Origin of the sequence: Paenibacillus sp. LC231 (assembly GCF_001860525.1) — a bacterium.
GTDB lineage: Bacteria > Bacillota > Bacilli > Paenibacillales > Paenibacillaceae > Paenibacillus_AQ.
Map to the genome: position 1 here is coordinate 19,957 of NZ_JFOM01000012.1, position 25,877 is coordinate 45,833.

Consider the following 25,877-nt stretch of genomic DNA (forward strand, 5'->3'; position numbering starts at 1 on the left):
CCTGAATAGGATGTAGCACGTAACAGAAATCGACACCTTAAAGGAGGCCGTATCTATGTACAAATCAATCGTAATCGGAACAGGACCTGCCGGATTGACGGCAGCCATCTACTTGGCACGCGCGAACTTGAAGCCGCTCGTTATCGAAGGAATGCAGCCGGGCGGTCAGCTTACGACAACGACCGAGGTTGAGAATTTCCCCGGATTTCCGCAAGGAATCATGGGCCCCGAGCTGATGGATAATATGCGTCAACAAGCGGAGCGCTTCGGTGCGGAGTTCAAGAGCGCCTGGGTCGAGTCCGTTGATTTCTCCGAGCGTCCGTTCAAGGTGAATGTCGAGGGCATGGGCGAGCTTCTGGCTGAGTCCGTGATTATCTCGACGGGAGCTTCCGCGAAGTATCTCGGAATTCCGGGAGAGCAGGAGAACGTTGGTCGCGGCGTAAGCACATGCGCCACTTGCGACGGGTTCTTCTTCCGCGGGAAAAAGATCATTGTTATCGGCGGGGGCGATTCCGCGATGGAGGAAGCCAGCTTCCTGACGCGTTTTGCTTCCAGCGTAACGGTAGTGAACCGCCGCACCGAGCTGCGTGCATCCAAGATCATGCAGGATCGCGCGCGTGAGAATGAGAAGATCCAGTGGGCTCTGGACCGTACGCCGGTTGAGGTGGTTACCAGCGAAACCGGAGTTAAAGGGTTGAAGGTCCGCAACAATGAAACGGGAGAAGAAGAACTGATTGAAGCGGAAGGTGTATTCGTGGCGATCGGCCATACGCCGAATACGGGCTTCCTTGGCAATCAGATTACAACCGACCCGACAGGCTATATCCTGGTTAAACCGGGAACGACGGAGACGAACATCCCGGGCGTGTTTGCTTGCGGCGATGTCCAGGACACACGTTACCGCCAAGCGATTACGGCTGCAGGCACAGGCTGTATGGCCGCTATGGACTGCGAGAAATATCTCGAAGGCCATATGGTGCATGACTGGAGCGAAACACTGAATAAATAATCCCTGACTTTTAGGGGATGATATGTGAAATAGAAAAAGCCTCTGAGCTATACAGCTGACGGTTTTGGCGAGACTAACATCTCGTACCTAACCTGTCTTGTGTAGCCCGGGGCTTTTTTTGCTGATGTTACAGGCTTAATGCCTTGTTGGCATTCTTCACGTCATTCTCCAGCAGCTGCTTCAAATTGTAGGAAGGATACAGACCGCGCGCATACATGAAATAGAAGACCTTGCCGTGCAGTTCAATGGCTTTGTTCAATTGTTTCTGCAGGGTTTCTCTTACGCTTGGCGTTGCGGCTTCGGTAATGGCAATGGCGTAGCTGCGGACAGAGGTTTTGGCGAAACCCAGCAGATGGCCTGCGTAATACGCCGTCAAATCGGCACCGGAAAGACTGCGGGTTCCTGTGGGCGCTTGTGAAAAATAAGGCAGGAGCTCCCTCAGGTTTTGTTCTACTCCATTTATCGCTTCTGTATACAGCCCATGGAGCTCCGGGTCCTTGATATCATGTAATGACATCTTGAACCCCATCAGGTTATTTGCCTGAAAGGCGGTTAATTCATGAATCTCCAACGTTTCATGCCAAGCGAGATGCCTCGGATTTTGACTCATGCTCAAGTAGATTCTCCTCCATAATCAATATGCGATAGCCTATTCATCGGATGGAGGAATGGTGCAACTGCCCAGCCACAAAACTTACAAATCTAGCGACAACCGCACCATATCGCGCAGCCGCATGCCATTTTCGTAGATTTCTTCATCATAATGACGGACAAAAAAGTCCCGGTCGATGCCTGTCATCCGAAACCCGCATTTCTGATACAGCGCCAGCTGCGCCACGCCCGTACTCCCTGTTCCGACTTCAATGGTTGCATATCCAAGCTCTCGGGCCTGCCCGATGGCATGATTCACAAGCTGTTTGCCATATCCCTGGCCGTGCAGATTCTCGCTTATGGCAACGTTAACGAGTTCGATCGTATCAGGCCTTGTAGGGAGCAGGACGTAGACCCCGATGGGATGCGTGTCCTCCTCAGCGACATAACAATGACCGCGCTTTACATAGTCCTCAACGAGCCTTATCGATGGATCTGCAAGCAGCAGCAGGTCCATTGGGGGTTTTTCATGAGTATTCAGCTTTCTAATGTTCACGAGTTTTCTCCCTCATTATCATCTATAGTGATTATAAAAACAGGTTTATTGTAACATGCCTGGCCATCGATTTCCTGGATTTGGATGATTTCAACTGGCGGTTGAATTCTCTCGGGATTCAATAACCAGGTTATTGTATGCCTTACGCAGCGCCCCTACAATGTGGTTATATAGGAGCGTGATACATATGAGAGACATGTTAGCCAAAAATATTCATCGATACCGCAAAGAACGGAGGCTCACCCAGGAGGGGTTGGCCCATAAGCTGGGCGTTACGTTCCAGGCGGTGTCCAAGTGGGAAACGGGACAGACCATGCCTGATACGGCGCTGCTTCCGGAGCTGTCACAGCTGCTTGATGTCAGCATCGATAAGTTGTTTGGTTATTCTGCGACGGGCAAGCCAATCAGCATATATGAAGAGGAGTACAAAACACCGGAGTACTATTGGGGCACGGAGCCGAATGCGGCCTGTTATCAGGTGCTTGAAATGATTCCTCCCACAAGAAGGGTGAAGCTGCTGGATATCGGGTGCGGGGAAGGGAAGGATGCCGTGTTTTTTGCGCGTAACGGCTATGATGTCACAGCATTCGACATTTCGGATGCGGGGATTGAGAAAACGAAGAAATTAGCCGATCATATTGGGGTTCACGTGAACGTATTTAAGGCGGATATTTCGGATTACCGTTTGGATTCGGAGTTTGACGTGCTGTATTCCAGCGGCGTTCTGCATTATATCAGACCCGAGTATCGTGAAGAGATCTTTGCTAATTATAAAAAATTCACGTCGGCAGAGGGGCTTCATTGCCTTAATGTGTTCGTACAAAAGCCCTTCATTGCGCCTCCTCCCGAGGATGAACCGTACGCTTACGACTGGAAATCCGGGGAGCTTATGATGCATTATCACGATTGGTTGATTCACAGCTGCCCGGAGGTGATTTTTGATTGTAACTCATCGGGTATCCCGCACCGGCATGCGATGAGTAAGTTGATTGCACAGAAGGTGTAAATGGAAGGGAGGTTGGGCGGTTTTCTTGCTTTTACACATAAATATGAGGATTGTTAACATAGCGGCCCCATCTCGGACATACATAAGGGTGTAGGAATAATATTGGCATGGGAGGTCTTTCATGAACAACCATAACCATTTTGGTTATCCAGCCCCGCCTGCGGGTTATGCACCGGGTTACTATGCCTATCCCCCGCCCCAACCTATACCGCCGAATTACGCGCCGCGTACCCCGGCAATACCGCAGCCAGCCCACTACGCAGCGCTGGTTGAACCGGCATTTATTGAACATCTGCTCCGGCATAAAGGAGCCAAGGTGGTCATTATGACTACCGCAGGGAAAGTTGATGGGATCTTATCCGGCGTTGCGGTGGACCATCTTCAATTGACGGTCGGGGATCATAAAGCGCTGCACATTCGTCTGGCCGAGGTGGTGTACTTCGAGGGAGTTCCGTTCTGATAAACAGGGGAGCAAAAATAGTTTAAACGGAAAATTACCGGCTGGAAGGGAAGGATTAGGCCGGCAAAGCGCCAATTTATACAGTACAGATCCGAAGGCGTTCCGATGGGGACGTCTTTATTCTATTGAACTGAGGCCGACCGATTTGGGGTCGGTGTGGAGGAACGATGAAAAAAGTACGTATTCCATTCGACATCAAGACGTTGCCTGCCAGCTTGCAGCCATATATCCAGACCGCTGCCGTCTATGACAGCAGCTCATCGGAACAGGCCAAAACCCTGTACATCGAGGGAGCGAACCAACCGATGTTTTTGAAGATAGCGAAACGGAGTGAACTTAAGAGAGAAGGGATGATGTCGGAATATCTGCACGGAAAGGGCCTGGCTCCCAAGGTGCTGGCTTATGAACAGCATGGCGAGAACGATTACCTGCTGACCGTCGCTCTGCAGGGTGAAGATGGGGTGTCCGGGGGACACCTTGATGATCCGAAGAGGCTGGCTGCCGTGTTCGGGGAGAGTTTGCGTTATCTCCATTCTGTATCGGCTGCGGATTGTCCCTTTCCGAATCGAACGGCTGAACTTCTCCAGGAATATCAGGAAAGTTTCATGAACAAAACGGAAGATATCGAAGGGTTTCCGGGTGGAAGAGAACAGGCTCTATTAAGCCTTGAGAAGCTGCAGGGAGCAGCACATCATGATGTGCTGCTCCACGGCGATTATTGTCTGCCGAATCTGATAATGAGGGATTTCCAGCTTGAAGGTTTTATCGATCTGGGTTATGGCGGGATCGGGGACCTTCACTACGACCTCTATTGGGGAATATGGACGCTGCGATATAATCTGGGGAACGATGACTACAAGGATATTTTTCTCGACCACTACGGCCGGAACGATTACGATCCGGAGAGATTGGCGTTATGGACTGTATTGACGGATCGTATCTAGGAGGAAAGGGAGATGCACATGAATTCATATCATATTCGAGTCGCTGGACGGGAGGATGAATCCTTTCTACGGGAAATGCTGTATGAGTCTCTGTATGTGCCCGAGGGAGAGGAGCCTTTTAGCAGGGATATCCTCGAGGAACCGTTTATGAAAAAATATGTGGAGAACTGGGGGAGAGAGGGCGATTTAGGCTATATTGCCGTGAATGCCACAGGAAAGCCGACAGGCTCGATTACGATCCGTTATTTTGATGAAGGGAACAAGGGATTCGGTTACGTGAGCGATGACATTCCGGAACTGGGCATGGCGCTGCTGCCGGAATCCCGCGGGCAAGGGCTCGGAACGGCCCTGATGAAGGAATTGTTCAGAGGAATGAAGGAGCAGGGAATTCAAAAGGTATCGTTAAGCGTCGCTCCGGAGAATACGGCCGCTATGAAATTATATGAGCGGTTCGGATTCCAGGAGGTGGGCATGAGCGGAACCTCTATTACGATGCTTGCGGATGTAATCTGAAGAATGAGAATTGGGGATCTAATAAGGGAAGATGGGGGGATCGCGATGCTGGTGTACGAGGCTGGACCGATTACGGTTCGCGAGCTGGAGGAGAAGGATGAAATATCCTTAGCTTCTTGGCTGTCCAATCCGGATGTGCTGCAGTATTATGAGGGACGGGACAATCCTCACGACGTGGAGCGGGTGCGGGAGCATTTTTACGTGGATGATGATGAGACTCGCTGCATCATTAAATATGAGGGGAAACCGATCGGATATATTCAGTTTTATCTTCTGGATGAAGAGACGTTAGGCGAGTATGGATATAACGAGAGTGATGCAGACTGCAGAACCTTCGCCACGGATCAATTCATCGGGGAGCCGGATTATTGGAATCGAGGCATCGGTACGAAGCTCATGACTTCCATGGTGGAGTATCTCGTGTTTCAGAGGCAGGCTGATCGGATCGTAATGGACCCGCAGGCATGGAATGAACGGGCGATTGCTTGTTACGAAAAGTGCGGCTTCCGGAAGGTCAGACTGCTGGAGAAGCATGAACAGCATGAAGGTGAACTGCGGGACTGCTGGATTATGGAGTATCGGGCAGAGCGAAAGTAAATCGATTGGGCATTGAAGGGATGGGCCGGAGCGGCTAAGATTATACGTGCTGCGTTTTCAGTGTAGGTAGGAAGCAAAAGAGTACGGGGCCTAGAGGAAACCGTACTCTTTTGCTCTTTTTCTTTAAATACTCATATCATTATGGTCAAGCTGGGTTGCTCTGATCTTAGGGATCAATCCTCTTTCAGCTGCAGCTGGTGCTTGATGAATCCTCCCCGTTTCATGGAATCGTAACCGTTAGCGGTATTCCCTTGGAATACGGCGCGCGACCCCGGTTCGGATGGCTGCCTGGATGACAAGGTCCCGGATACCGCTGACGACTTGCTGGTTGAATACGCTCGGGATGATGTAATGCCGGCTCCGTTCCTTGTCCGTGACCGCCGATGCGATCGCTTCGGCCGCGGCGAGTTTCATCTCCTCGTTGATGGCAGAGGCTCGGCAGTCCAGGGCGCCGCGAAAAATACCGGGAAAACATAACACGTTGTTAATCTGGTTCGGGTAATCCGAGCGGCCTGTTGCAATGACGCCCGCGATATCCTCTGCCTCCTCCGGCAGAATCTCCGGGATCGGATTGGCCATCGCGAAGACGATCGGACGCTCTGCCATCGCTTGAACATCCTTTCTCTTCAGGATTCCACCGGCAGACAAGCCGATGAATACGTCGGCGCCCTGGATGACGTCTTGAAGTGAACCGGAACGCCGTTCGGGGTTGGTGTTGCTGGCGTACCATTGCCACATTGGATGGTCATACGTCTGATCGGAGGTCAGCGCGCCGAGGCGATCGACGCCGATGATGTTCTTCACGCCCGCCGATATAAGTATTTTGCTGCAGGCAACGCCGGCGGCGCCAATGCCGCAGACAACAACCTTCAGATTCTCTACGGATTTACCGACGACCTTCAGCGCATTGATCAAGGCTGCATACAGGACGACGGCGGTTCCATGCTGGTCGTCATGGAACACCGGGATGTCCAATTCCTCGCGCAGACGCTGCTCAATCTCAAAGCATCGCGGCGAGGAGATATCCTCCAGATTGATACCGCCAAACGCGGGAGCGATCGCTTTGATCGCCGTAATGATCCCTTCGGTATCCTGTGTATCCAGACAGATTGGGAAGGAGTCCACATCCGCCAGCTGCTTGAAGAGCATCGACTTGCCCTCCATCACCGGCATGGCCGCATAGGGGCCAATATTGCCAAGTCCCAGGACGGCGCTGCCGTCGGAGATGACGGCTACGGTGTTGCGCTTGACGGTGAGCGTAAAGGCTTTACGCGGTTCTTCGTGGATCGCCATGCATACGCGAGCAACATCCGGCGTATACACGCGGGAGAGGTCGTCGCGGTTCTGGATCGGCGCTTTCAGCTTGGTTTCAATCTTTCCTCCAAGATGAAGCAGGAAGGTGCGGTCAGATAGATGCAGCAGCTGAACGCCGGACATACTGCGAATGCGCTCGGCAATAATGTCGATGTCGATGGTGTCGATCACCGTAATGGTGACGTCGCGAATCGTCGTATGCTTACTCGTCTGAATGACGTCAATGGCCACGATATCGCCTCCCGCCTCGAAGATGGCGGCCGTTACTTGGCCAAAGCTTGCTTCTTCCGTATGCATTTCGATTCTTGCGATGACACTTTTGCCGCCTAGTTTGCTGGTATTCATGACTGCCTCCTTGGCTTATATACGTATGATGGGTTAGCCTTCTTCGTTCACGATAACTTCCTTGCCTCTTCGCTTGAGTAGAATCGGAACGATAATCCAGAGCAAGGCGATGATGAGGAATGCCAGCGACATCGGCTTCTGCAGGAAGATCATAAAGTCGCCGTTGGATGTGGTCAGCGCCCGGCGCATATTGTTCTCGATCATAGGACCCAGCACGAGTCCGAGCACGAGCGGTGCAAGCGGAAAATCATTGCGGGCCAGCAGGAAGCCGGCAATGCCGCAGATGAGCAGCAGGACCAGGTCAAAGATCTGTGCTTGAACGGCGTAAACGCCGAAGATGGAGATGGCAATGATGATGGGTATGAGGTATTTGGCCGGGGTCTGGATGACCTTGGCAAATACTTTAACCAGCGGCATATTCAGTACAAGCAGCAGCAGGTTACCGATGAGCATGCTGGCGATCAGTCCCCATGCAACTTGAGGGTGCTCTTCGAACAGCAGCGGGCCTGGCTGGATGTTGTACATGATGAGTGCCCCCATCAGGATGGCAGTTGTTCCGGAACCCGGAATTCCCAGTGTCAGCAGAGGGATCATAGCGCCTCCGGATGCCGCATTGTTGGCCGACTCGGGTGCAGCAACGCCAGCGATATTGCCTTTGCCGAAGGATTCGGGATGCTTGCTAACCTTTTTCTCAACGATATAACTGAAGAAGGAAGCAAGCGTTGCGCCGGCACCCGGCAGGATGCCGATAAAGAAGCCGAGGATCGAGCCGCGGGCAATCGGTCCCGCGCTATCCTTCATGTCTTGGCGTGTCGGCAGGATGCGGCCGATCTTGGAAGTTGGACCCGCTGCGTAGTCCCTCTCCAGGATGGATTTAAACACTTCGCCAAGGGCAAACAAACCGACGGCAATCGTTAGAAATTCCAGTCCGGAATACAGGATGGGAATATCGAAGGTGAATCGGGCGACGCCGGATACGGTATCCATGCCGATGGTCGCGAGCAACAGACCGAATACGGTCATGATGAGCGCCTTGGTGATCGATTTGCCTGCAAGCCCGCTTACTGCACAGAGTCCCAGCAGCATGAGCGAGAAATAATCAGCTGGGCCGAATTTAATCGCTACATTGGATAAAGGCTCCGCCAGCGCGATCAACGCCACAAGCGCGAAGAGCCCGGCTGCGAACGAGCCGATCGCAGCGATGGACAAGGCGGGGCCTGCCCTGCCTTGCTTCGCCATCTGGTAGCCGTCCAGCGTCGTAACAACAGAAGAGGACTCCCCGGGCGTGTTCAGCAGAATCGAAGTAGTAGATCCGCCATACATGGCTCCATAATAAACGCCTGCCAGCAGAATGATTGAACTGGTTGCTGCCGCTTCCGCCGGCAAGCCGCTAGTCATGGAGGCGGTGACGGGGATCAAAAGCGCGACGCCGCTCATCGGACCGATGCCGGGAAGCACCCCGACCGAAGTGCCGATCAGCACGCCTAAAAAGGCAAAGAGCAGGTTATGCCACTGCAAGGCGGTCATAAAGCCGTCCGCCAGATAATCCAGAACATTCATTGTAGATTCCTCCCATGCTCATGATAGCCAAGACGGGAAGCCCGGCATGGAGCCTTCCAGCAAAACAACAAAGATGACGTACACGCCGCCGGAGAACAGCGCGGAGATTAGAATGGATTTCAGCCACTTGCCTCGTTCCAGCGTCTGAAACGCAAACAGGAGGAACAGGAAGGTACCGATGATATATCCGATGAATTCCAGGAAATAGGCATAAAGAAAGGCTGCCGCAAAAATCATGAAGAACCGTTTGTAGTCCAGTTTCTCTGTACGGTTCTCCGCCGGCTTGGCTTTCAGGGCTTCATAAAACAAACGAATGCTCAGCAGCACAAGCGCCAGCCCGAGGCCGAACGGGAATATGTTAGGGCCAACGGTGCTTCCGTACGCGGATGAGCTGATCTTGGCGCTCTGCCACATAAAGCCGATGCCAAGGAGCAGAAATACGATGCTGGCGTAGCGGTCAAACGTTCTGTTCAAGGTGGACACCTCCTCAAGGATGAAACGGGAGAGGGGAGGGGAGCGCACCGCTCCCTCAACTCCAAGGCTTACTTCTGCATACCCAACGCTGTGAGCAGCTCCTGCACGTCTCGCTCCTGTTCTTCAAGGAATGCCTTGAAGTCAGCAGCGTTTCGGTATTCGCTTGCCCAGTCGTTGGCAACCAGCTCTTTCTGCCATGCTTCGTTCTCGGAGAGGTCCTTCAGCGTTTTATCCCAGAAGGCCAGCTGTTCTTCCGTCAGTCCCTTCGGACCGAATACGCCGCGCCAGATCGTAAATTCGGCATCCAGACCGAGCTCCTTCAGGGTCGGTACATCCGCGAAGTCTCCGCCCAGGCGTTCACTTGAAGTAACGGCCAGGATTTTGATCTTGCCGGCTTTCAAGTAACTGCCGAGCGAAGAGATATCCGTGCCGATCGCATCGGCATTGTTGCCGAGGAGGGCCGCGATGGCTTCGCCGCCGCCATCATAAGATAAGTACTTAACGGTTCTTGGATCCACGCCGGATTTGAATGCAGGCAGAACGCTGATCAAGTGGTCCATCGAGCCCGGAGCGGAGCCACCAGCTAGCGTGACTGAAGTGGGATCGGCTTTGATCGCGTCGATCAGCGATTGCAGATCGGTAAATTTGGAGTTTGCCGGTACGGCAATCGCTCCAAAGTCTTTGGTCATTTGGGCGAGAGGTGTCACGTCTTTGTAGCCAAATGGACTGTTCCCTTCTTTTTTCAGATTGTTAATGAGAATGGGCGGAGAACTCACGAACAGCTTGTAGGGATCTTCGTTGTCTTTTGCCACGTATTCCGCGAGAAATACGGTCCCGCCGCCGCCGGGTTTATTCTCAACCGTCATGGTCTGTTCGATGAGCTTCGTTTCCGTTAATACTTTGGTGAGGGAACGGGCCGTTTTGTCCCATCCACCGCCGGCGCCTGAAGGCGCGGTCACGATAAATGGTTTTTTCGGATAATCGCCGGTGCTGCTTCCGGAAGTACTGCAGGCTGTCAAGCTCATCGCCAGGACAAGTGCAGAAGCTATGATTGTGAAGCCGGTTCGTTTTAGCATGAATGAGTTCCTCCTTTATGGATAACCAATGCTCGTAATTACTGTAAGCGCTTACTTTATGATTCCTCTATACTACCATCGTGAATCTAGCTTGAATAGAATTGCGACATAAGTTGAAAAAGCTTCATTTCGCTAATTTTGTTCATAAAATTCACGGCCGATTTTTGTCAGAGACTATTGTTACAGGTGTGATCTAGAATACAATAGGGAAATCAGAGCCGCGTTTATGGCGATAATCCTTATGGAGGAATATGAATGCGTTTACAGACGAGATTGATTCTGCTTATAGGCACCCTTTTGTTTTCTGTTATTGTCGCCTTGACCTTCAGTTTTGAGCGGCTGCTCGTCACAACGCTGGAGAAGAGCATTGGCGCTTCGGCATTAAAGCTGGCGAAGGCCGTGGCGGAGATGGACGTCATTCAGGACGCGTTCGAGGAAGAGAACCCGTCTGCCATCATTCAGCCTGTGGTCGAGGAAATTCGGCTGGAGACGGACGCGGAGTATATCGTCATCGGTAACCGAGAAGGGATCCGTTATGCGCATCCGCTCGCCGATCGGATTGGCAAAGAGATGGTCGGTGGCGACAACGGCCCGGTACTGCAGGGCATGAGCATCATATCGAAGGCGATTGGCTCCATGGGACCCTCGCTTCGGGGGAAGACGCCGATCTACAATGATAAGAATGAAATCATCGGTATCGTATCGGTCGGCATTTTAATGAAAGATATCGAGATATCGGCACAATCGTATCGCAATCGTGTCCTGTTCTTTGCAGGACTTGCATTAATCCTGGGATGTTGCGGCGCTATATGGATATCGTCCAGCGTCAAGCGATCCATTCACGGACTGGAGCCCAAGGAAATCGGCTTATTATATCAAGAGAAACGGGCGATTCTGGAAACGATTCATGAAGGCATTATCGCTGTCAATCGGGAGGGCATCGTAACCTTGGCCAACCATACAGCCATGATGCTGATCGATCCGGAGGAGCGCAGGGTGATCGCCGGGCAGTATATTCAGGACGTTATCCCGGGCACCAGGCTGCTGGAGGTGATGCAAACCGGGGTAGCAGAGAAAGACCAAGAGATGGTCATTAACGATCATGCGGTTGTGGTGAACCGGCTGCCTATCTATGATCATGAGCATCGGATTGTAGGGGCGGTCTCCAGCTTTCGAAACAAGTCCGAGCTGCTTCACTTGACCGAAGAGCTCACGCAGGTGAAGAGATATACGGAAGCGCTGCGCGCGCAGACGCACGAATATTCCAACAAGCTGTATACGATATACGGCCTGATTCAGCTGGAATCGTACCAGGAGGCGATGGATCTGATTACGCATGAGACCGATGTGCACCAGAACCTGATTCAATTCCTGCTGCAGGAGATTCCCGATCCCATCATCGGCGGCATTCTTATTGGAAAGTTTAATCGCGGAAGCGAGTTGAAGGTGAAAGTTGAGATCGACCGGAGCAGTTCCTTTAAAGACATTCCCGGTCATATTAGCCGAAACCAGCTCGTCACTATTATCGGTAATTTGATCGACAACGCCATGGAGGCAGCAATGGGATCCAAATCGGACAATAGATGGGTAAGGATAGAGTTACACGATCAGGCCAATGAATTAATGATCGAAGTATCCGACAGCGGGACCGGTATTGCCGAGGCTGGAACGGATCGACTGTTTGAGCTGGGTTACTCCACCAAGGGGGAGCGCAATCGAGGTTTTGGCCTATCAATCGTCAACGGGACCATACAGCAACTGCAGGGTACCATTGCTTTCCGCAACGTACCAGAAGGCGGGGCCGTGTTCACGGTCAAGATACCAAAAACAAGGGGAGATGTTCATGATTCGGGTAGCAATCATTGAGGATGATGTGCGTATTGCCAGCATTAATCAACGGTTTGTTGAGAAGGTGGAGGGCTTCGAGGTGATAGGCATTGCAACGGATCGGGCCCAGGCGCATGAGCAGCTGGATATTCTGGCACCTGATCTGGTGCTGCTGGATTTGTATTTTCCCGATATGTCGGGATTGGATCTGCTGCAGCACATTCAACGGGGATATCCGAATACCGATGTTATTATTATAACGGCAGCCAAGGAATTCGATACGGTGCGGGAGGCGATTCGCGGCGGTGTGTACGATTTTATGATCAAGCCGGTGGTCTTCGACCGTTTCCAGGAGAAGCTGAAAGCCTATCGGAAATATTACGAGCAGATGAAGCAGCTCGGCGGCGCGAACAAGCAGATCGATCAACAGGGCATCGACCAGCTGTTATGGCGTGCCGGTGAACGGATGGACAGGGAAGTGTATTTTCCAAAAGGCATCGATAAACTGACGAGCGAGAAAATCCTGTCCTACATCGAGGAGTCCGGGGACGTGTGGACCGCGGAGGAATTGGGCAAGCGTGGAGGCTTCAGCCGAACGACAGCAAGAAGATATCTGGAGTACTTCGTGGAGAAGGGCGTCCTCGTGGCGGATATTTCCTATGGCACGGTAGGCAGGCCGGAACGGGTATACCGGAAAGCGGAGGATTAAATAACAGGATGATGGTGCGGTAACTCTCCTAAGCTTGCAGGGTTATCGCTTAAGCTATTACCTGTATTCTCAGAGAAAGGACGGACGCTATGATTACTACCGTTGTTTTTGATCTGGACGGGACCCTGCTTGACCGCGATACATCACTGATTCGCTTCGTACAAGACCAGTATGATCGTTTATTGCTCCATGATGCGGCAGTGGACAGAGAGGTGTATGTGAGACGGTTTGTTGAGCTGGATCGCAGAGGATATGTATGGAAGGACCAAGTGTATCGTCAGTTAATCGAGGAGTTTGCTCTTCCTCTGCCATGGGATACCCTCCTGACCGATTACATATCCGAGTTTCATCAACATTGCGTCGGTTTCCCCAATCTGTATGCAGCGTTGGACAGCTTGAAAGGTAAGGGAATAAAACTCGGACTGATCTCCAATGGTTACGGCGAATTTCAATATAACAATATCAAGGGACTCGGCATCGAGCCTTATTTTGATATTATTGCGATTTCGGAGTGGGAGGGCTTACGCAAGCCCGATCCAAGGATTTTTGCCAATACATTAAGCCGTCTTAAATCAAAGGCTGAAGAATCGATCTATGTCGGCGACCATCCGGACAACGACGTAACCGCAAGCCGGCGTATTGGCATGAAGGGCATCTGGAAGCGGGATCCCTACTATGATCCGGACTTCGCCAAGGATGGGGAGATTACCGATTTGCTTGAGATTATGAATTATTTGCAAAATTGAAGAACCATTCCCTATGCCTCCTCGTTATTATGATATGAGCCTAATCGGGATAACCATGTTATCAAATGCGTCTTGCATATGGTGATCCTGCCCACACTGTTGGTGTGGGTTATTCGGTTTTGGGGTATAACCGGAAACCCCCGGGTTAACAGCAGGGCCGATTATGACGCGGGTGTGCGTTTTTTTAAACGCATTTTAAACATAGGAATCCCCGTCATTTAAACTTGATCCTGTAACTTATAAGTAGAACATCACAGAGGGAGTGAACGAAGAGCATGCTGGAAGCCTATCTGTTTCCTATATCTTATGCATTTTTAACCTTTCCCATAGCGGCTTTGCTGTGCGCAGTTCCCTTTCTGATTGTGCAGTATCGCAAATATGGTTATTTTAATAAATTCCGGGGATTTCTGCTGTATCTATTTCTGCTCTACATGATGAACGCGGTGTATCTGGTGCTCCTTCCTTTGCCTGCCTCGCGGCACAATCCCCCGATGAATGTAGCCTCGGTCATGCAGTGGATTCCGCTGAATTTTATACAGGATATATTGAAGGAGACCAAGGTGGTATGGGGCGTGCCCTCGACTTACCTGCATTTGTTGAAGGAAAGAGCCTTCTTGCAGGTCGTGTTTAACGTATTTCTCGTGGTTCCGTTCGGTATGTTCCTGCGTTATTACGCTCGGGCATCCTGGCTTACGTGCTTGGTGGCCTCATTCGGACTATCGCTGTTCTTCGAGGTGACCCAGGTGACCGGCATTTACGGCATCTATGATCACCCCTACCGGTTGTTTGATGTGGATGATCTGCTGTTGAATACCATGGGTGGGATGATGGGATTCGTGCTCGCGGATTGGATGAAAAATCACCTGCCACGCCTTGATCGACTGGACGAGACGGTGGATCTGTCGCAGAAACGGGTCAGTTATACGCGCCGGGCGATCGCTTTTGGCATTGATGCAGGGGTCGTGCTGCCGATCATCGGCGTGTTGACCGTACTGAACGTGAGGGGTGCGTATTTTATTGTCGTCATTTTATATCATATCGTGCTGCCTTATATGATGCAGGGACAGACGCTGGGCAAGTGGATTGTCCGGGTCCAGATTCGAGGTGCAGAGGAACACCTGAAGTTGAAGGAAGTGATTACCCGTAACGGTCTGTTATATGTGGTATGGGGTGGACTTCATGCCCTGCTTATTACCGTTAATGTCTTGGGTTCACAAGTCCTGGCTGCCATGTATGCACTAGGGGTATTGCTTCTGGATGGCGTTGTGTGTATCCATGTGCTGTTATGTCTCATCCATCGTGACCGGAAGCTGCTGCATGAAGCCAAGAGCGGAACGAGGCTGGATATTGTAGAGAATAAACCATTAACCAAGACGGTTTAATTAAGGTTACCACAGGGTCTCTTATTTGTTATAATGTGGAAAATGGGTTCGCCGAGGAGGAGATATAACTGAAGGGTAAAATCCTCTCCATTTCCGCAATCATTGTGGGGTTGCTGTTTATTTCCAATCAGCATCTGGGCTATTCGTTCGGGGATGATCTGTTTCGCTGGGCAGGGATCTCGCCATGGACTAAGCAAGGCAATTATGGCTTTCATCTTCCTGTAATTACCGGTCTAGTTTTGTTGATGGTCGGTATCCTGTGGGTGGTCCGCAGATATCGCCCCCGTTATCCGAAGATCATGAGCCGGGTGATGATCGGCTGTGTTGCATGGATCGTTATTTTTCCATTTATATCAGAGTTTGTTATGTATGTGGTGAATTATAATTTGAGCGGAATATCCACCGTGTCCTACTCCAGAAAAGACAGCAAGTGTGATTATCGCTCAGAGAATGATGCTATTCGGGCACACTGCCAGATTCATATTTACAGTTATGGCACTGAGCAGCAGGTTATGGTACGACCGCTAAGCGTTAATATTGGAGGGAAGATGGTTAATTTCGAGCCTAAGGCAGTTACGGTTCGGCCTCGAGGGGTGGTGCAGGTCGAAGAAACCTTTGAGGGTTCGACAGAGCAAATCGATGCTTCATACGGTGTTTCAGGCGGAATAAACGAGCCAGGCATCGAGTTGATCGTCGATGGCAGGAGCAAGCAGATAAAATAGCCTCCCGTTACGTATGAAGGTACATGACTCTGATATCCGAGGTGGACCATGGTAAATTTCCATCGTACGGAATGGTATATGAAATTACCGGTCACCTACCATACGGATCGGGAAGGGACCTACGGCGGCAACTTCTCTAATATTTACCCAAAGGGAACAAAATACTATGCCATCCAAGGAATTACTCCGGAATCCGTGATCGCGGTTGAGACGCTGGAAGGCTATGTCATGGCTCGTTATGATGGTGAGTCTGGCGGGGCCCGTGTTCCGTGGGAGATCATTAAGGATTGGATTGTGGTAGGGTTCATCCTTCTGATCGTTGTGTGGGTGGCGGCCGTTGTTCGCAAGAAGCGGGCGAGTGGCTCATATAGGCGCTAGATGGCTTCGGGAGTTAGGCATTTATTCGTGATGTGTTTATAACACAGCCGGTATTCTTTGAGCATGCTCATAGGACACCGGCTTATTACATTCATGTATTTGTACGAATTGCAGGCTGACTCATGGAGGATTTATATTTGCTACAATAGAATACAGAACTAGAAACCGATACAAAGGAGACAGCTCATGAAACCGATACGAAACTCGGCCAAGGCCGTCATTATGCGGAATCATCAAATTCTTCTAACGAAAAACGTAGATCATTTGGGGGATTTCTATCTGTTCCCTGGCGGCGGACAAGAGAAAGGGGAAACCTTGGTGCAGGCGGTGCTCAGAGAGTGTCAGGAGGAAATCGGGCGTAAGGTGGAAGTTCGCGATCTGCTGCATGTCCGTGAATACATAGGGTCCAACCACGAGTTTGCGGAATGGGATTCCGATGTGCACCAAGTGGAGTTTTATTTTGAGTGCAACTTGGCGGATGCAGGGGATACCTTTCTTGGCCATAACCCGGATGAATACCAGGTGGGTGTGGAATGGATCGATCTGTCCGCATTGGATGACATTCGGGTATACCCTCGCTCCCTGGTTAAGCCGCTTCAGGATAAGGCTGCGCGCCCCGTGGTTTGCTATGTTGGCGATACGAACTGATTTTATCTACAGAAAATGTTCAAGTTTGTGATCTAAATTCAAATGAGATGATGGAGGATGCCGCGTATGGATCAATGGGAATACAAAACGCTGAAATACAAAACCGGAGGATTTCTCGGAGGCAAGGTGAATGAGGAGGAATTCGAGGATTTATTGAACAGCTACGGTATTGACGGCTGGGAATTGATCTCGTGCTTTGATACGAGCGTGCATCAAGGCCAGTCCAGAGACATCATTGCCGTGATGAAGCGAAGGGCATATCTGGGGTAGAGAATGAATAGAGGGGAGACGATCTGATGATCATTCGCGAGACAGAGGATGCTTTTGTGATGACCACCCAGGACGACCATGGCCGATTCTCGGGCGATGTTGCCCGGGGCTTCCGGCGAGAGCTGTTTATGGATGAGTCTGTATTGGAAGAAGTACTGCTGGCTATTACCGAGCATGACCGCGCTTGGTTTCGGATGGATGACACGCCGATTTGGAATGACGAGAGCCGGACTCCGTATACTTTTATCGATTATCCGGTCCGGCCGAAAATGCTAATGTATACCAAGGGTGTTGATGAGATCGAAGCGATGAGTCCTTATGCAGGGTATCTCTGCAGCCTTCATTTTGCGTCGTTTATGAAAAATGCGGCGGAAGCCCCGCTGGTAGAATTCTACCGTTCGGAGACGGAACGGCAAAAAAGACTGCGTGAACAGTTTTCATTTCCCGATGAAGATGTGGTTAACAGGCAGTTTGGCCTGCTGCAGCTGTGCGATGATATCTCGCTCTATGTAAACATGAATGCACCCGGTGTTCCCAAGGATCAGGAGCATCCTTGGTTCAAAGAGGGCTTCGATATGTCAATCGATGGGGAAAAGGTTATGGCGTCCTGGGCAAGCGAGCATGAGATTCGACTGCGTCCATTTCTATTCGAACAGGCATGGTCGGCTTCAGTGAAGTGGAAATATGTACTGAAGGCGAAGATTGATCAGCAGGGAGTGGCCAAGGCATTTGATGGAGCAGCGTGGACGGAGCAGACGGTTACTTTTGTACCGTAAGTTTATATAACGGTCATCCTTCATCGGCAAAAATATGATATGATCACCACAGTGGGTTATAGACTGGACGATTTGATTCTGTAGGAATGTAGAGGATGAATAATGAAGAAAAAGGAATTTTTGATCGTTGCGCTGCTTAATTTTTTGGCTGCGATAGCGTTCTTGGTGGTTGTTTTCATTACGGATCGAAGCTCTTGGCAGTGGGGATTTGGAGTCGTTTCACTGTTGTTTGCGATTGGTGGAGTAGGAAACTTGGTTTTGCATGCCAAGAACAAGTAAAACCTCCTTCGCAGGGCTATCACGATAAGATTCACTTTGTAAGGCAGGAGGATTATGATTTTGATAGAATGGAAGAACCTTTATCGGGGTGTGCTGATGGGAGTCAGTGACCTGATACCAGGTATAAGCGGCGGCACCATTGCTGTCGTGCTCGGTATCTATGATCGTTTGTTGGCGGCTATCAGCGGATTTTTCAGCAGGGAATGGAAGAAGCAGCTGGGCTTTTTGATTCCGCTTGGCGTTGGAATTGGAGCAGCTCTATTGCTGCTGAGTCGCTTGATTGAATACCTGCTGGCAAGCTATTATGAGCCCACCCAGTTTTTCTTTACCGGATTGATTTTAGGGGTGTTGCCTCTTATTCTACGTAAAGCGGAGGCAAGAACCAAATTCAATGCCGTGCATGTGGTTGTGTTGATTGCAGCAGCCGGTTTATTGGCTTCGACGGCCTTTCTCAGAACGGATGCCACATCCGATCCGATAACGGTCCTGACCTGGTCCAACGGGATCGGACTGTTCTTATCCGGCTGGTTAGCCAGCATGGCGATGCTGCTGCCTGGCATTAGCGGGTCATTTGTACTTCTCCTTCTAGGCGTATATTCTACTGCCATTTCAGCTCTTTCCTCATTAAATATAGGAATTATAGCTGTTATTGGTGCGGGAGTGGTGGTTGGCTTTGTAGTTAGCAGCCGGTTGATTCGGTACCTGCTTGACCGTTTCCCATATATGACATATGCCGTGATTATTGGATTGATATTAGGATCTATTGTTATCGTATTTCCGGGTATTCCATCCGGAACGGGGATGATGGCTACCAGTGTAGGCACCTTGCTGCTGGGGCTTATCGTAGCGGTATTCATGGGTAGAAAAGAATAAGCTTGAAAATGTAAAACAGGGAGCCGCGTGCTTCCTGTTTTTAGGTTGACACGGAGTAACTTGACTATGGCGGAGCGAAGGGTTGAGGTGGAATATGAATCATTTATGCCTTTACTTGTCATCGCATTTATGTGATAATATTCACAAATAGTAGCGATGTTTAGATGTCGATGTTGTCTTTCCAAGTAAAGGAGCGTTATTCATGAGGAATAATGGGAATTGTGTCAGCTGCGGCGGCGAGGTATACCCTGCCTCTAACAGATGCGCTCAATGCGGAATGCTGCAGACGTCCGGTCCAACCAAGCACACATTCATGCTGCAGGTCGCTTCGATGATTGGTGCCGGGTTGCTTATTTTTGCAGTCCCGGTGATCCTGCTGATGATGTGGAGATATTAGGATCGAAGCGAATCATTTGTATAAATCCCCCACTCGAAGACTGTGATTGAAGCGTTCATCAAGTGATGAGGGGGTTTATTTCATTATATTGATCTTGTACCGAGACTCTCATTCAGGATGCATGGTAAAATACCCCTAACTAGAAAAAGGATGGGGTTCGCGATGATACATATAATAGAAGAATTTGCTGCCAGCATTCGTTTTTCGGGTGCTGTGCTCGTAACCGACGAAAATGACAACATCGTATGGAACGGTGCCTTCGGTTATTCAAACCGGGCCGATCAGATCCCGAATCAAGCAGACACCCGGTTTGGCATTGCCTCAGGCTGTAAGCTGTTCACCGCGATTGCGGTTTGTCAGCTTATCGAACAGGGCAAGCTGTCGCTGGACAGCAAGCTAAGCGATTGTCTGGATATTCCGCTGCCTAATTTTAGCCCGGAGATTACCGTTTTTCATTTGTTGAGTCACAGCTCGGGTATCCCGGATTACTTTGATGAAGAGGTTATGGACGACTTTGAGGATCTGTGGAAGACAATTGCCATGTATACACTCCGTAACGGAAGGGATTTCCTTCCTCTGTTCCAGGATGAGCGTATGAAATTTCAGCCCGGTGAAAGATTTCATTACAACAACGCAGGATTTGTGGTGCTTGGCCTGATCGTTGAACAGCACGCCGGAATGCCGTTTCGCGACTATGTCCAGCAGTTTGTATTGGAGCCGTGCGGCATGCAGCATTCGGGATATTTTCCGCTAGATCGTCTGCCCGCGAATACGGCTTACGGGTATATTGATGAGGAGGACGGCACGTGGAGAACGAACCAGTATGCCATTCCGATTCAAGGTTATGCCGATGGCGGGGCCTATGTGACGGCACCGGACATGATCAAGTTATGGAGATCGCTGATGAACAACACGATGCTCACCGCACCCCTGACCGAGAAGCTGCTGGCTTCACATATACAAGTCCCTGGCAGTGATCTGCATTATGGACTTGGCGTGTGGATTACCAAGAAAAATGAGAATGTGTTTAAATATCACGTCATGGGCTATGATCCGGGGGTGAATTTTCGGTCTGCTTATTATCCGGCCACCGGTCATACCCTTGTAGTGGCTTCCAATGCCGCTGGTGGCGCTTTTGAAATGATGCAGTTCATCGAGGAAGAATGGTTGAAGTGATCTGATCTATATGAAACAGCCCCGGGCCTTGAATAGGTCAGGGGCTGTTGCTTTGTTGATTCCAAGATCAAGCGGGTGCTGAGACTTACGATTCAGCTTTGAAGTACCGATTCGCCGCGGGTCGGAACATAAACATCAAGGCTGCAACAACGGCGATTATATGAAGGATACGGCTGGAAGCAAACAGGATGGAAATATTATCTGCATTAGCAAATGCGTCCCAAAGGGAGCCGCCATTTATGAGCCATTGGATGGGGTCAATGATAAGGGAGAGAATGCCAAACCCGCCTAAAAACAAAGCGAGTGTGATACGCGCCCAATTCTTACCCCGAAGCATTCTGACCATGATGTAGACAAGGACTGCGAACATCATGGTTCGTGCTGCGACTTGAGTGAGAATACCGACAATTCCAGCATCCGTTTGGCTGGATATCGAATCGATGACAGCCAGAGTCATCTCGAATACCCCTGCACCGATGGCAATGATCCATAACAGAAAGGACTGGAACACCTCAGAGGGGATAGCATCCTTTTTCAAGATTCATCATTCCTTTCGTGCTAGAGTGATACAATAACACGTTGTTAGGAGAAACAGGTTTAAACGATGGTGCGTCTGGCCGTGAACCACCAGCCTCCTGCAAGCAGAACGAGGGAGATAATCAGCGTGAGCCCAAGCCCTTGTAGCAGCGAATCGTTGAAGAGAAGGGCCAGCAAGCCATCAGCCAGCGTATGCCGGAGTGAAGGAATGGAAGTAAAGATCGGGATTGCCGCAATAAATACCACCCAGATCACCCAGCCCATGACTTGACGCAGACCGGAAAACAACAGATTCAGTAATGAAATAAGAAGCAGGTAAGCGCCGAATTGATAGAAGAACATGCCAACGATTCCAAATTGAGTCCACCCAAAGATTTCAAGGATGTTGAAGGTATTCTCATATTGTCGTATAAAGCTGATCTCCACCTGAAACCAGACGATATTGAGGACAGCAAAGATGGCGGACCATATGGAGTAAACCAGAAGCATGCCAATATAATATTCTTTTCGTGTAGCTCCTAAATTCATTACCCGCCGGAACAAGCCTGCCGGGAGCACGCTGCCTACAAATATAAGGAACACGATGAGGAGATTGGCCGCAGACACCTGCGTATTCTCCGTACTGTCTCCAAGAGACAGGCTTACGATTACATTTGTAATCATACTTATCGCAACAGTGCCCAGCATCACCAGGAGATAAGGTCGAAGCTGAAGAAATGAAGCCCTCATGAGCGCAGTGGTTTTATTCAATGGATTGGCCTCCTTCGATCAAATAGGAGAAAAACTTTTGCAGCGGTAAACCGTCAATAACGATACCAAGTTTGTTGGCTTGTGCACGGTCTGCCTCATGGATAGCTCCATATATCGCGGTTAAGGAACCTTTACCATAAGATTCTTTATAGATCACGTGGCGATCCTTCGTAAACAGTTCGACTTGCTCCTGGTTCCCGGTCAACAGATGAGAATTGGCACGGATATGGTCAACATCGTCATGCAATAACATAGCGCCGGAATCCATGATGTAAACTTTCTCAACAACGGTTGCGATCTCATCAATAAGATGGGTCGAGAGCAGGATGGTCCGTGGATGATTGGCATAATCCTCAACCAGAACGCGATAAAATCTCTCTCGCATGAGCACATCCAATCCCAGCACCGGTTCATCAAATACGGTAATCGGGGCCCGGCTGGCCAGACCGATAATGTTTCCGATCAAAGACTCCATTCCCCGTGACAGCTGGCGGATTTTTTTGTCCGGGTTCAGCTTGAATGTCTTCAGCAGGCTCTGGGCATAATCCCAGTCCCAGTTCTCGTGAAAGGCCGATGCCAAGCGCAGCACTTCAATCACCTTGGCACCGCCGAAGAACAAATTCTTCTCTCTTACGTAACAGATCCCTTTCGGGGTTTCCCCATGCTTAAGCTTGACACCCGAGACCTGGATGCTGCCATAGTCGGGAAAAGATCCCCCGGTCATCATATTAAGCAGCGTGGTCTTTCCGGCGCCATTGCGTCCCAGCAGGCCATAGATCGTATTCTCTTCCAGCTGGAGCTCCAGATTTCGGACCGCTTCCGTACGCCCGTAACTCTTGCTCAGGTTGGAACAGGTAAGTATTGCGTTCATCGTGCTCATCTCCTATCTCTCTGTTTGATCATTTCTATAACGTCGTCGGTGGTCAATTCAAGCTTTTCCGCTTCATCAAGCAGCTTCAATACGAGTTCGTTGTAAAACCGGTCCTGCCGCTTGGTCAATATGATCTGTTTGGCATCTGCTGCAACAAACATGCCGAGCCCCCTTTTCTTGTACAAGATCCCTTCATTGACAAGCAGGGCAATGCCTTTTACAGCTGTAGCGGGATTGACCTGAAAAGTACTCGCGAACTGCGACATCGAGATAATCTGATCATCCGCTTGGTATGTCCCGTTCAATATGTCATCCTCAATCATATCTGCGATTTGCTGAAAAATCGGCTGTCCTTCGTCAAACCTGGAATTCATGATATCACCCTGTCGGTATGTTAGTCTTGTAACATACTATAATGCCAAGTGGAAAGAAGTGTCAACCAAAAAAATAAAAAAACAGGCCAACGTAGGCCTGTTTTCGATGTGAAGTACAAAAAGCCCCCGTCTTGAAGAGACGGGGGAGGTGTGTGAGCAAGCCGTGAGGGGCCTATATCCAGCCCTTCTCCTCTGCCATCGAGATGGCCTCGATCCGGTTCTTGGCACTCAGTTTGCTTAAGATCTCGGACATATAGTTGCGGACAGTCCCGTAGGATAAGTGGAGCTTCGACGCAATTTCATTAGAACTGTTGCCGTCGGCAGCCAATCGCAGCACTTCCCGTTCGCGTTCGGTCAGCGGATTGGCACCCGCACCTGACAGCGTACCGAATACGAGCTCAGGGGAGACCTCCCGCCGTCCATCCATGACTCGGCGGATGGCTTCTGCCAGCCGTTCACTGGGCTCATCCTTAAGCAGGTATCCCTGAACGCCCGCCTGCACGGCCCGCTCGAAATAACCAGGCCTAGCGAAAGTGGTCAGGATGATGACCCGGCTGGGATAACCGCGCAGCTTTACTTCCTCCGCCACTTCGAGACCGCTGCGCGCAGGCATTTCGATATCGAGCAGGCATACATCAGGTTGATGCAAGGCAATCAGGGACAGCGCTTCATCGCCGTCGCCGGCTTGACCAATCACATCAATATCGTCTTCAAAATCAAGCAAGGAAGCCAGAGCGCCGCGCAGCATTCTCTGGTCCTCGGCGATCAGCACTTTGATGCTCATGGGAAGTGTCCTCCTTCCGGTTCTTGATGATGATCGGAACACGAATTACTAATATCGTGCCTTGTTGCTCGGAGCTGGCCTCAACGGTGCCCCCGATAAGGGACAGCCGCTCAGCCATGCCTTTCAGGCCATTACTGTTGGATGAAGCTGATGGATCTTCTTCCTTGCTATGAAGACCAACGCCATCATCGGCCACCTCTAGCCGCCACTCATTGCCCATCGACTCGATGGCAATCCGGCACTGGCTCGCCTGACTGTGCTTCACCACATTGGTTACGGCTTCCCGCAAGCAGAGGCTCAGAATATTGTGGGCCAGGTCGGAAATTCCCTCCAGCTTCGGATTGCCGGCACAGCTGAACTGGATATCGGCGCTCTCCAGAATGATCTGGGCCTCGACCAGTTCCTCGGGCAAGGTGGCGGTCCGCATGTCGGATACCAGCTCGCGCACTTGGCGGAGCGCGGCCCGCGAGGTGTTCTGAATCTCCCGGGCCTCCATTTGGGCTTTCTCGGGATCCTTTACCGCCAGCTTCTCCACAAGCTGGCTCTTCAAGGTGATGAGAGACAGGGTATGACCTAAGGTATCGTGAAGATCTCTGGCGATACGCATCCGCTCTTCGCCTTTAATCAGATTGCGGATCTGCTCGTTAGCCTGAGCGAGCTCCTTCTCCAGCTGCTGTCGCCGGTTTAGAGAGCGGATGCCGAAGGGTGAGAACAGCATGATGAGAAAGAAAGGAATCATAAAGACCAGATCCTTCCATCCCAGCATGCTTGCGTTTTTGATTAAGGGAACAACCTCTATGATGGCAAACAGCACAAGGGATATCGTGAATTTGCGCCGGTCGGTATACCAGCCGATGAAATTGGCAGTGAAAAACCCCATATACATATAGGTGGGGTGGTACCACATGCAGAGAATGAAAATGATGGACATCTGAATGCCGAGCCACCAGAAAAAACGAGGCGTGCCAGCAGCGAAGTAAAGCTGGCGGTACGTGAGGAGAAACAAGGCAATCAGCGTATATCCAATCCCCATCTTCCAACCTTCTTCGCTCATCATGTTGATTACGGGCAGAGATATATAAATGAGCCACAGATAGGGGAAAAACCCCAATTGCGTTGGAAAAACCTCAAACCCTGCGGATTTCGCGTCTTTCAATTTTTTCATGAAGCCATCCATCCTATCCCCTTAATCGGCTTGTTGTTTTTTCCGAATATAGGTGGATAGTAACATAAATACTGCCAAATATCCTGCTAAAACCATGAAATTATCCAATCCCGGCGCTTCTCCGCGAACGATTGACCAGGCACCTCCGCCAAAATGATAGGAGGGCATCCACTTGCCGATGGCTTGCATGATGGAAGGCATCGCTTCGATCGGGAACCACATCCCGCCCGTAACGGCCAGCCCTAAGTAGATGCCGTTGCTGACGCCACTTGCCGTGTCGACCCGTTTCATGGATCCAATCAAGGTACCGATGGCAAGAAACGGGACGGATGCGATCAGGATCCACAGTCCGCTGAGCAGCCATTGTCCGTAAGTGAGAGAGACTCCGTTAATCAGGTAGCCGGCTACAAAAATGACGAGGATGCAGAGCAGATGCATAACCGTCTGCACAAACATTTTGCCAAAGAAATACACGCTGCCAGGAAGCGGCGTTACCCGCATATATACAGCCCAGCCCTGGACTCTCTCTTGTACGAGGCGAATGCCGAGCGACATGATGGCGGTGCCCATGACACTGAAGGACGCCATCGACATGAGATAGTGGGCCTGCCATTGTCCGGTATCGTCGGCCCCCGTATTCACGACCCGCGTAAAGATGAAATAGAACAGAATTGGCATGGCCAAAGACCAGAAAATATAATACGGATTGCGTACCATCCGGAGTAATTCCATTTTGCACTGCAAGGTGATCAGTTTCCAGGTTGTCAT

The 25,877-nt window shown here is 50.6% G+C and carries 32 protein-coding genes; 19 read left to right on the plus strand and 13 right to left on the minus strand.

The genetic code is table 11. From position 1 onward, the window contains the following. Nucleotides 1–55: 55 nt before the first annotated feature. Nucleotides 56–1,009 carry a thioredoxin-disulfide reductase gene (gene trxB / locus AK95_RS08040; protein WP_071219455.1) on the plus strand — a complete coding sequence of 318 codons (954 nt, stop codon included), beginning with the start codon at nucleotides 56–58 and terminating at the stop codon, nucleotides 1,007–1,009. A gap of 127 nt (nucleotides 1,010–1,136) precedes the next feature. On the opposite strand, the gene AK95_RS08045 is transcribed toward trxB, so the two are convergent. After that, entirely contained in the window at nucleotides 1,137–1,619 is a 483-nt protein-coding gene (locus AK95_RS08045) for a spore coat protein (RefSeq protein WP_071219456.1), read from the minus strand. Between the two features lie 84 nt (nucleotides 1,620–1,703). Beyond that, nucleotides 1,704–2,156 carry a GNAT family N-acetyltransferase gene (locus tag AK95_RS08050; RefSeq protein ID WP_071219457.1) on the minus strand — a complete coding sequence of 151 codons (453 nt, stop codon included), beginning with the start codon at nucleotides 2,154–2,156 and terminating at the stop codon, nucleotides 1,704–1,706. A gap of 187 nt (nucleotides 2,157–2,343) precedes the next feature. On the opposite strand from AK95_RS08050, the gene AK95_RS08055 reads away from it, so the two are divergent. The 5 genes from AK95_RS08055 (at nucleotide 2,344) to AK95_RS08075 (ending at nucleotide 5,676) form a co-directional block, all read left to right on the plus strand. Next, nucleotides 2,344–3,162, plus strand: coding sequence for a methyltransferase domain-containing protein (locus AK95_RS08055; protein ID WP_071219458.1), 819 nt, complete (start codon nucleotides 2,344–2,346; stop codon nucleotides 3,160–3,162). A gap of 121 nt (nucleotides 3,163–3,283) precedes the next feature. Beyond that, complete coding sequence (locus AK95_RS08060; RefSeq protein WP_071219459.1) at nucleotides 3,284–3,622, plus strand: DUF2642 domain-containing protein; 339 nt, start codon at nucleotides 3,284–3,286, stop codon at nucleotides 3,620–3,622. Between the two features lie 167 nt (nucleotides 3,623–3,789). Then, entirely contained in the window at nucleotides 3,790–4,566 is a 777-nt protein-coding gene (locus AK95_RS08065; protein ID WP_071219460.1) for an aminoglycoside 3'-phosphotransferase, read from the plus strand. 12 nt (nucleotides 4,567–4,578) lie between these two features. Next, on the plus strand, nucleotides 4,579–5,079 hold the full coding sequence (locus tag AK95_RS08070; protein ID WP_235613053.1) for a GNAT family N-acetyltransferase: 501 nt from the start codon (nucleotides 4,579–4,581) through the stop codon (nucleotides 5,077–5,079). 45 nt (nucleotides 5,080–5,124) lie between these two features. Continuing rightward, nucleotides 5,125–5,676 (plus strand): GNAT family N-acetyltransferase, encoded by a 552-nt coding sequence (locus tag AK95_RS08075; RefSeq protein ID WP_083397566.1) that lies wholly within the window; start codon nucleotides 5,125–5,127, stop codon nucleotides 5,674–5,676. A 237-nt stretch (nucleotides 5,677–5,913) separates the two neighbouring features. Here the strand turns inward: AK95_RS08075 and AK95_RS08080 are convergent, their stop codons facing one another. The 4 genes from AK95_RS08080 to AK95_RS08095 form a co-directional block, all read right to left on the minus strand. Next, nucleotides 5,914–7,335 carry an NAD-dependent malic enzyme gene (locus AK95_RS08080; RefSeq protein WP_071219461.1) on the minus strand — a complete coding sequence of 474 codons (1,422 nt, stop codon included), beginning with the start codon at nucleotides 7,333–7,335 and terminating at the stop codon, nucleotides 5,914–5,916. Between the two features lie 33 nt (nucleotides 7,336–7,368). Continuing rightward, nucleotides 7,369–8,895 carry a tripartite tricarboxylate transporter permease gene (locus AK95_RS08085; protein ID WP_071219462.1) on the minus strand — a complete coding sequence of 509 codons (1,527 nt, stop codon included), beginning with the start codon at nucleotides 8,893–8,895 and terminating at the stop codon, nucleotides 7,369–7,371. An 18-nt stretch (nucleotides 8,896–8,913) separates the two neighbouring features. Beyond that, nucleotides 8,914–9,369 (minus strand): tripartite tricarboxylate transporter TctB family protein, encoded by a 456-nt coding sequence (locus AK95_RS08090; RefSeq protein WP_071219463.1) that lies wholly within the window; start codon nucleotides 9,367–9,369, stop codon nucleotides 8,914–8,916. A 68-nt stretch (nucleotides 9,370–9,437) separates the two neighbouring features. After that, nucleotides 9,438–10,445: a Bug family tripartite tricarboxylate transporter substrate binding protein gene (locus tag AK95_RS08095; RefSeq protein WP_071219464.1), complete on the minus strand. Its 1,008-nt coding sequence runs from the start codon at nucleotides 10,443–10,445 to the stop codon at nucleotides 9,438–9,440. A gap of 255 nt (nucleotides 10,446–10,700) precedes the next feature. On the opposite strand from AK95_RS08095, the gene AK95_RS08100 reads away from it, so the two are divergent. From AK95_RS08100 to AK95_RS08155, 13 genes are all read left to right on the plus strand, one after another. Continuing rightward, nucleotides 10,701–12,311, plus strand: coding sequence for an ATP-binding protein (locus AK95_RS08100; protein WP_071219465.1), 1,611 nt, complete (start codon nucleotides 10,701–10,703; stop codon nucleotides 12,309–12,311). Further along, nucleotides 12,289–12,981, plus strand: a complete 693-nt coding sequence (locus AK95_RS08105) for a response regulator (protein WP_071219466.1) — start codon at nucleotides 12,289–12,291, stop codon at nucleotides 12,979–12,981. The genes AK95_RS08100 and AK95_RS08105 overlap by 23 nt, the downstream gene beginning before the upstream one ends. Nucleotides 12,982–13,070: 89 nt before the next feature. Beyond that, the gene (locus AK95_RS08110; protein ID WP_071219467.1) at nucleotides 13,071–13,727 is read left to right on the plus strand and encodes an HAD family hydrolase; all 657 of its coding nucleotides are present in this window, start codon (nucleotides 13,071–13,073) and stop codon (nucleotides 13,725–13,727) included. 275 nt (nucleotides 13,728–14,002) lie between these two features. Further along, a complete protein-coding gene (locus tag AK95_RS08115; protein WP_071219468.1) occupies nucleotides 14,003–15,109 on the plus strand; it encodes a VanZ family protein in 1,107 nt (368 codons plus the stop codon). A 104-nt stretch (nucleotides 15,110–15,213) separates the two neighbouring features. After that, entirely contained in the window at nucleotides 15,214–15,831 is a 618-nt protein-coding gene (locus AK95_RS08120) for a hypothetical protein (RefSeq protein WP_235613054.1), read from the plus strand. A gap of 48 nt (nucleotides 15,832–15,879) precedes the next feature. Next, nucleotides 15,880–16,209 carry a hypothetical protein gene (locus AK95_RS08125; protein ID WP_074961818.1) on the plus strand — a complete coding sequence of 110 codons (330 nt, stop codon included), beginning with the start codon at nucleotides 15,880–15,882 and terminating at the stop codon, nucleotides 16,207–16,209. Between the two features lie 186 nt (nucleotides 16,210–16,395). Next, on the plus strand, nucleotides 16,396–16,857 hold the full coding sequence (locus tag AK95_RS08130) for an NUDIX domain-containing protein (protein WP_071219470.1): 462 nt from the start codon (nucleotides 16,396–16,398) through the stop codon (nucleotides 16,855–16,857). Between the two features lie 66 nt (nucleotides 16,858–16,923). Next, nucleotides 16,924–17,127, plus strand: coding sequence for a DUF4177 domain-containing protein (locus AK95_RS08135; protein ID WP_006207549.1), 204 nt, complete (start codon nucleotides 16,924–16,926; stop codon nucleotides 17,125–17,127). A gap of 26 nt (nucleotides 17,128–17,153) precedes the next feature. Next, complete coding sequence (locus tag AK95_RS08140) at nucleotides 17,154–17,903, plus strand: DUF3891 family protein (protein WP_071219471.1); 750 nt, start codon at nucleotides 17,154–17,156, stop codon at nucleotides 17,901–17,903. A gap of 102 nt (nucleotides 17,904–18,005) precedes the next feature. Then, nucleotides 18,006–18,182 carry a hypothetical protein gene (locus tag AK95_RS34470; protein ID WP_164762893.1) on the plus strand — a complete coding sequence of 59 codons (177 nt, stop codon included), beginning with the start codon at nucleotides 18,006–18,008 and terminating at the stop codon, nucleotides 18,180–18,182. 63 nt (nucleotides 18,183–18,245) lie between these two features. Beyond that, nucleotides 18,246–19,055: a DUF368 domain-containing protein gene (locus AK95_RS08145; RefSeq protein WP_071219569.1), complete on the plus strand. Its 810-nt coding sequence runs from the start codon at nucleotides 18,246–18,248 to the stop codon at nucleotides 19,053–19,055. A 202-nt stretch (nucleotides 19,056–19,257) separates the two neighbouring features. After that, a complete protein-coding gene (locus tag AK95_RS08150) occupies nucleotides 19,258–19,452 on the plus strand; it encodes a hypothetical protein (RefSeq protein WP_071219472.1) in 195 nt (64 codons plus the stop codon). A gap of 162 nt (nucleotides 19,453–19,614) precedes the next feature. Then, nucleotides 19,615–20,628, plus strand: coding sequence for a serine hydrolase domain-containing protein (locus tag AK95_RS08155; protein ID WP_071219473.1), 1,014 nt, complete (start codon nucleotides 19,615–19,617; stop codon nucleotides 20,626–20,628). Nucleotides 20,629–20,713: 85 nt separating this feature from the next. Here AK95_RS08155 and AK95_RS08160 read toward each other — a convergent pair whose 3' ends face one another. The 7 genes from AK95_RS08160 to AK95_RS08190 all read right to left on the minus strand — a co-directional run bounded on the left by AK95_RS08160 (nucleotide 20,714) and on the right by AK95_RS08190 (nucleotide 25,877). Continuing rightward, nucleotides 20,714–21,166: a hypothetical protein gene (locus AK95_RS08160; protein WP_071219474.1), complete on the minus strand. Its 453-nt coding sequence runs from the start codon at nucleotides 21,164–21,166 to the stop codon at nucleotides 20,714–20,716. A 59-nt stretch (nucleotides 21,167–21,225) separates the two neighbouring features. Then, a complete protein-coding gene (locus AK95_RS08165) occupies nucleotides 21,226–21,915 on the minus strand; it encodes a hypothetical protein (RefSeq protein ID WP_083397567.1) in 690 nt (229 codons plus the stop codon). After that, nucleotides 21,908–22,786 carry an ATP-binding cassette domain-containing protein gene (locus AK95_RS08170; protein ID WP_071219475.1) on the minus strand — a complete coding sequence of 293 codons (879 nt, stop codon included), beginning with the start codon at nucleotides 22,784–22,786 and terminating at the stop codon, nucleotides 21,908–21,910. The genes AK95_RS08165 and AK95_RS08170 overlap by 8 nt, the downstream gene beginning before the upstream one ends. Before the next feature lie 5 nt (nucleotides 22,787–22,791). Then, on the minus strand, nucleotides 22,792–23,160 hold the full coding sequence (locus AK95_RS08175) for a GntR family transcriptional regulator (protein WP_071219476.1): 369 nt from the start codon (nucleotides 23,158–23,160) through the stop codon (nucleotides 22,792–22,794). A 172-nt stretch (nucleotides 23,161–23,332) separates the two neighbouring features. After that, nucleotides 23,333–23,944 (minus strand): response regulator transcription factor, encoded by a 612-nt coding sequence (locus AK95_RS08180; RefSeq protein WP_071219477.1) that lies wholly within the window; start codon nucleotides 23,942–23,944, stop codon nucleotides 23,333–23,335. Then, nucleotides 23,877–25,109 carry a sensor histidine kinase gene (locus AK95_RS08185; protein WP_071219571.1) on the minus strand — a complete coding sequence of 411 codons (1,233 nt, stop codon included), beginning with the start codon at nucleotides 25,107–25,109 and terminating at the stop codon, nucleotides 23,877–23,879. Before AK95_RS08185 ends, AK95_RS08180 begins: the two co-directional genes overlap by 68 nt. 21 nt (nucleotides 25,110–25,130) lie before the next feature. Continuing rightward, nucleotides 25,131–25,877: an ABC transporter permease gene (locus tag AK95_RS08190; protein WP_071219478.1), complete on the minus strand. Its 747-nt coding sequence runs from the start codon at nucleotides 25,875–25,877 to the stop codon at nucleotides 25,131–25,133.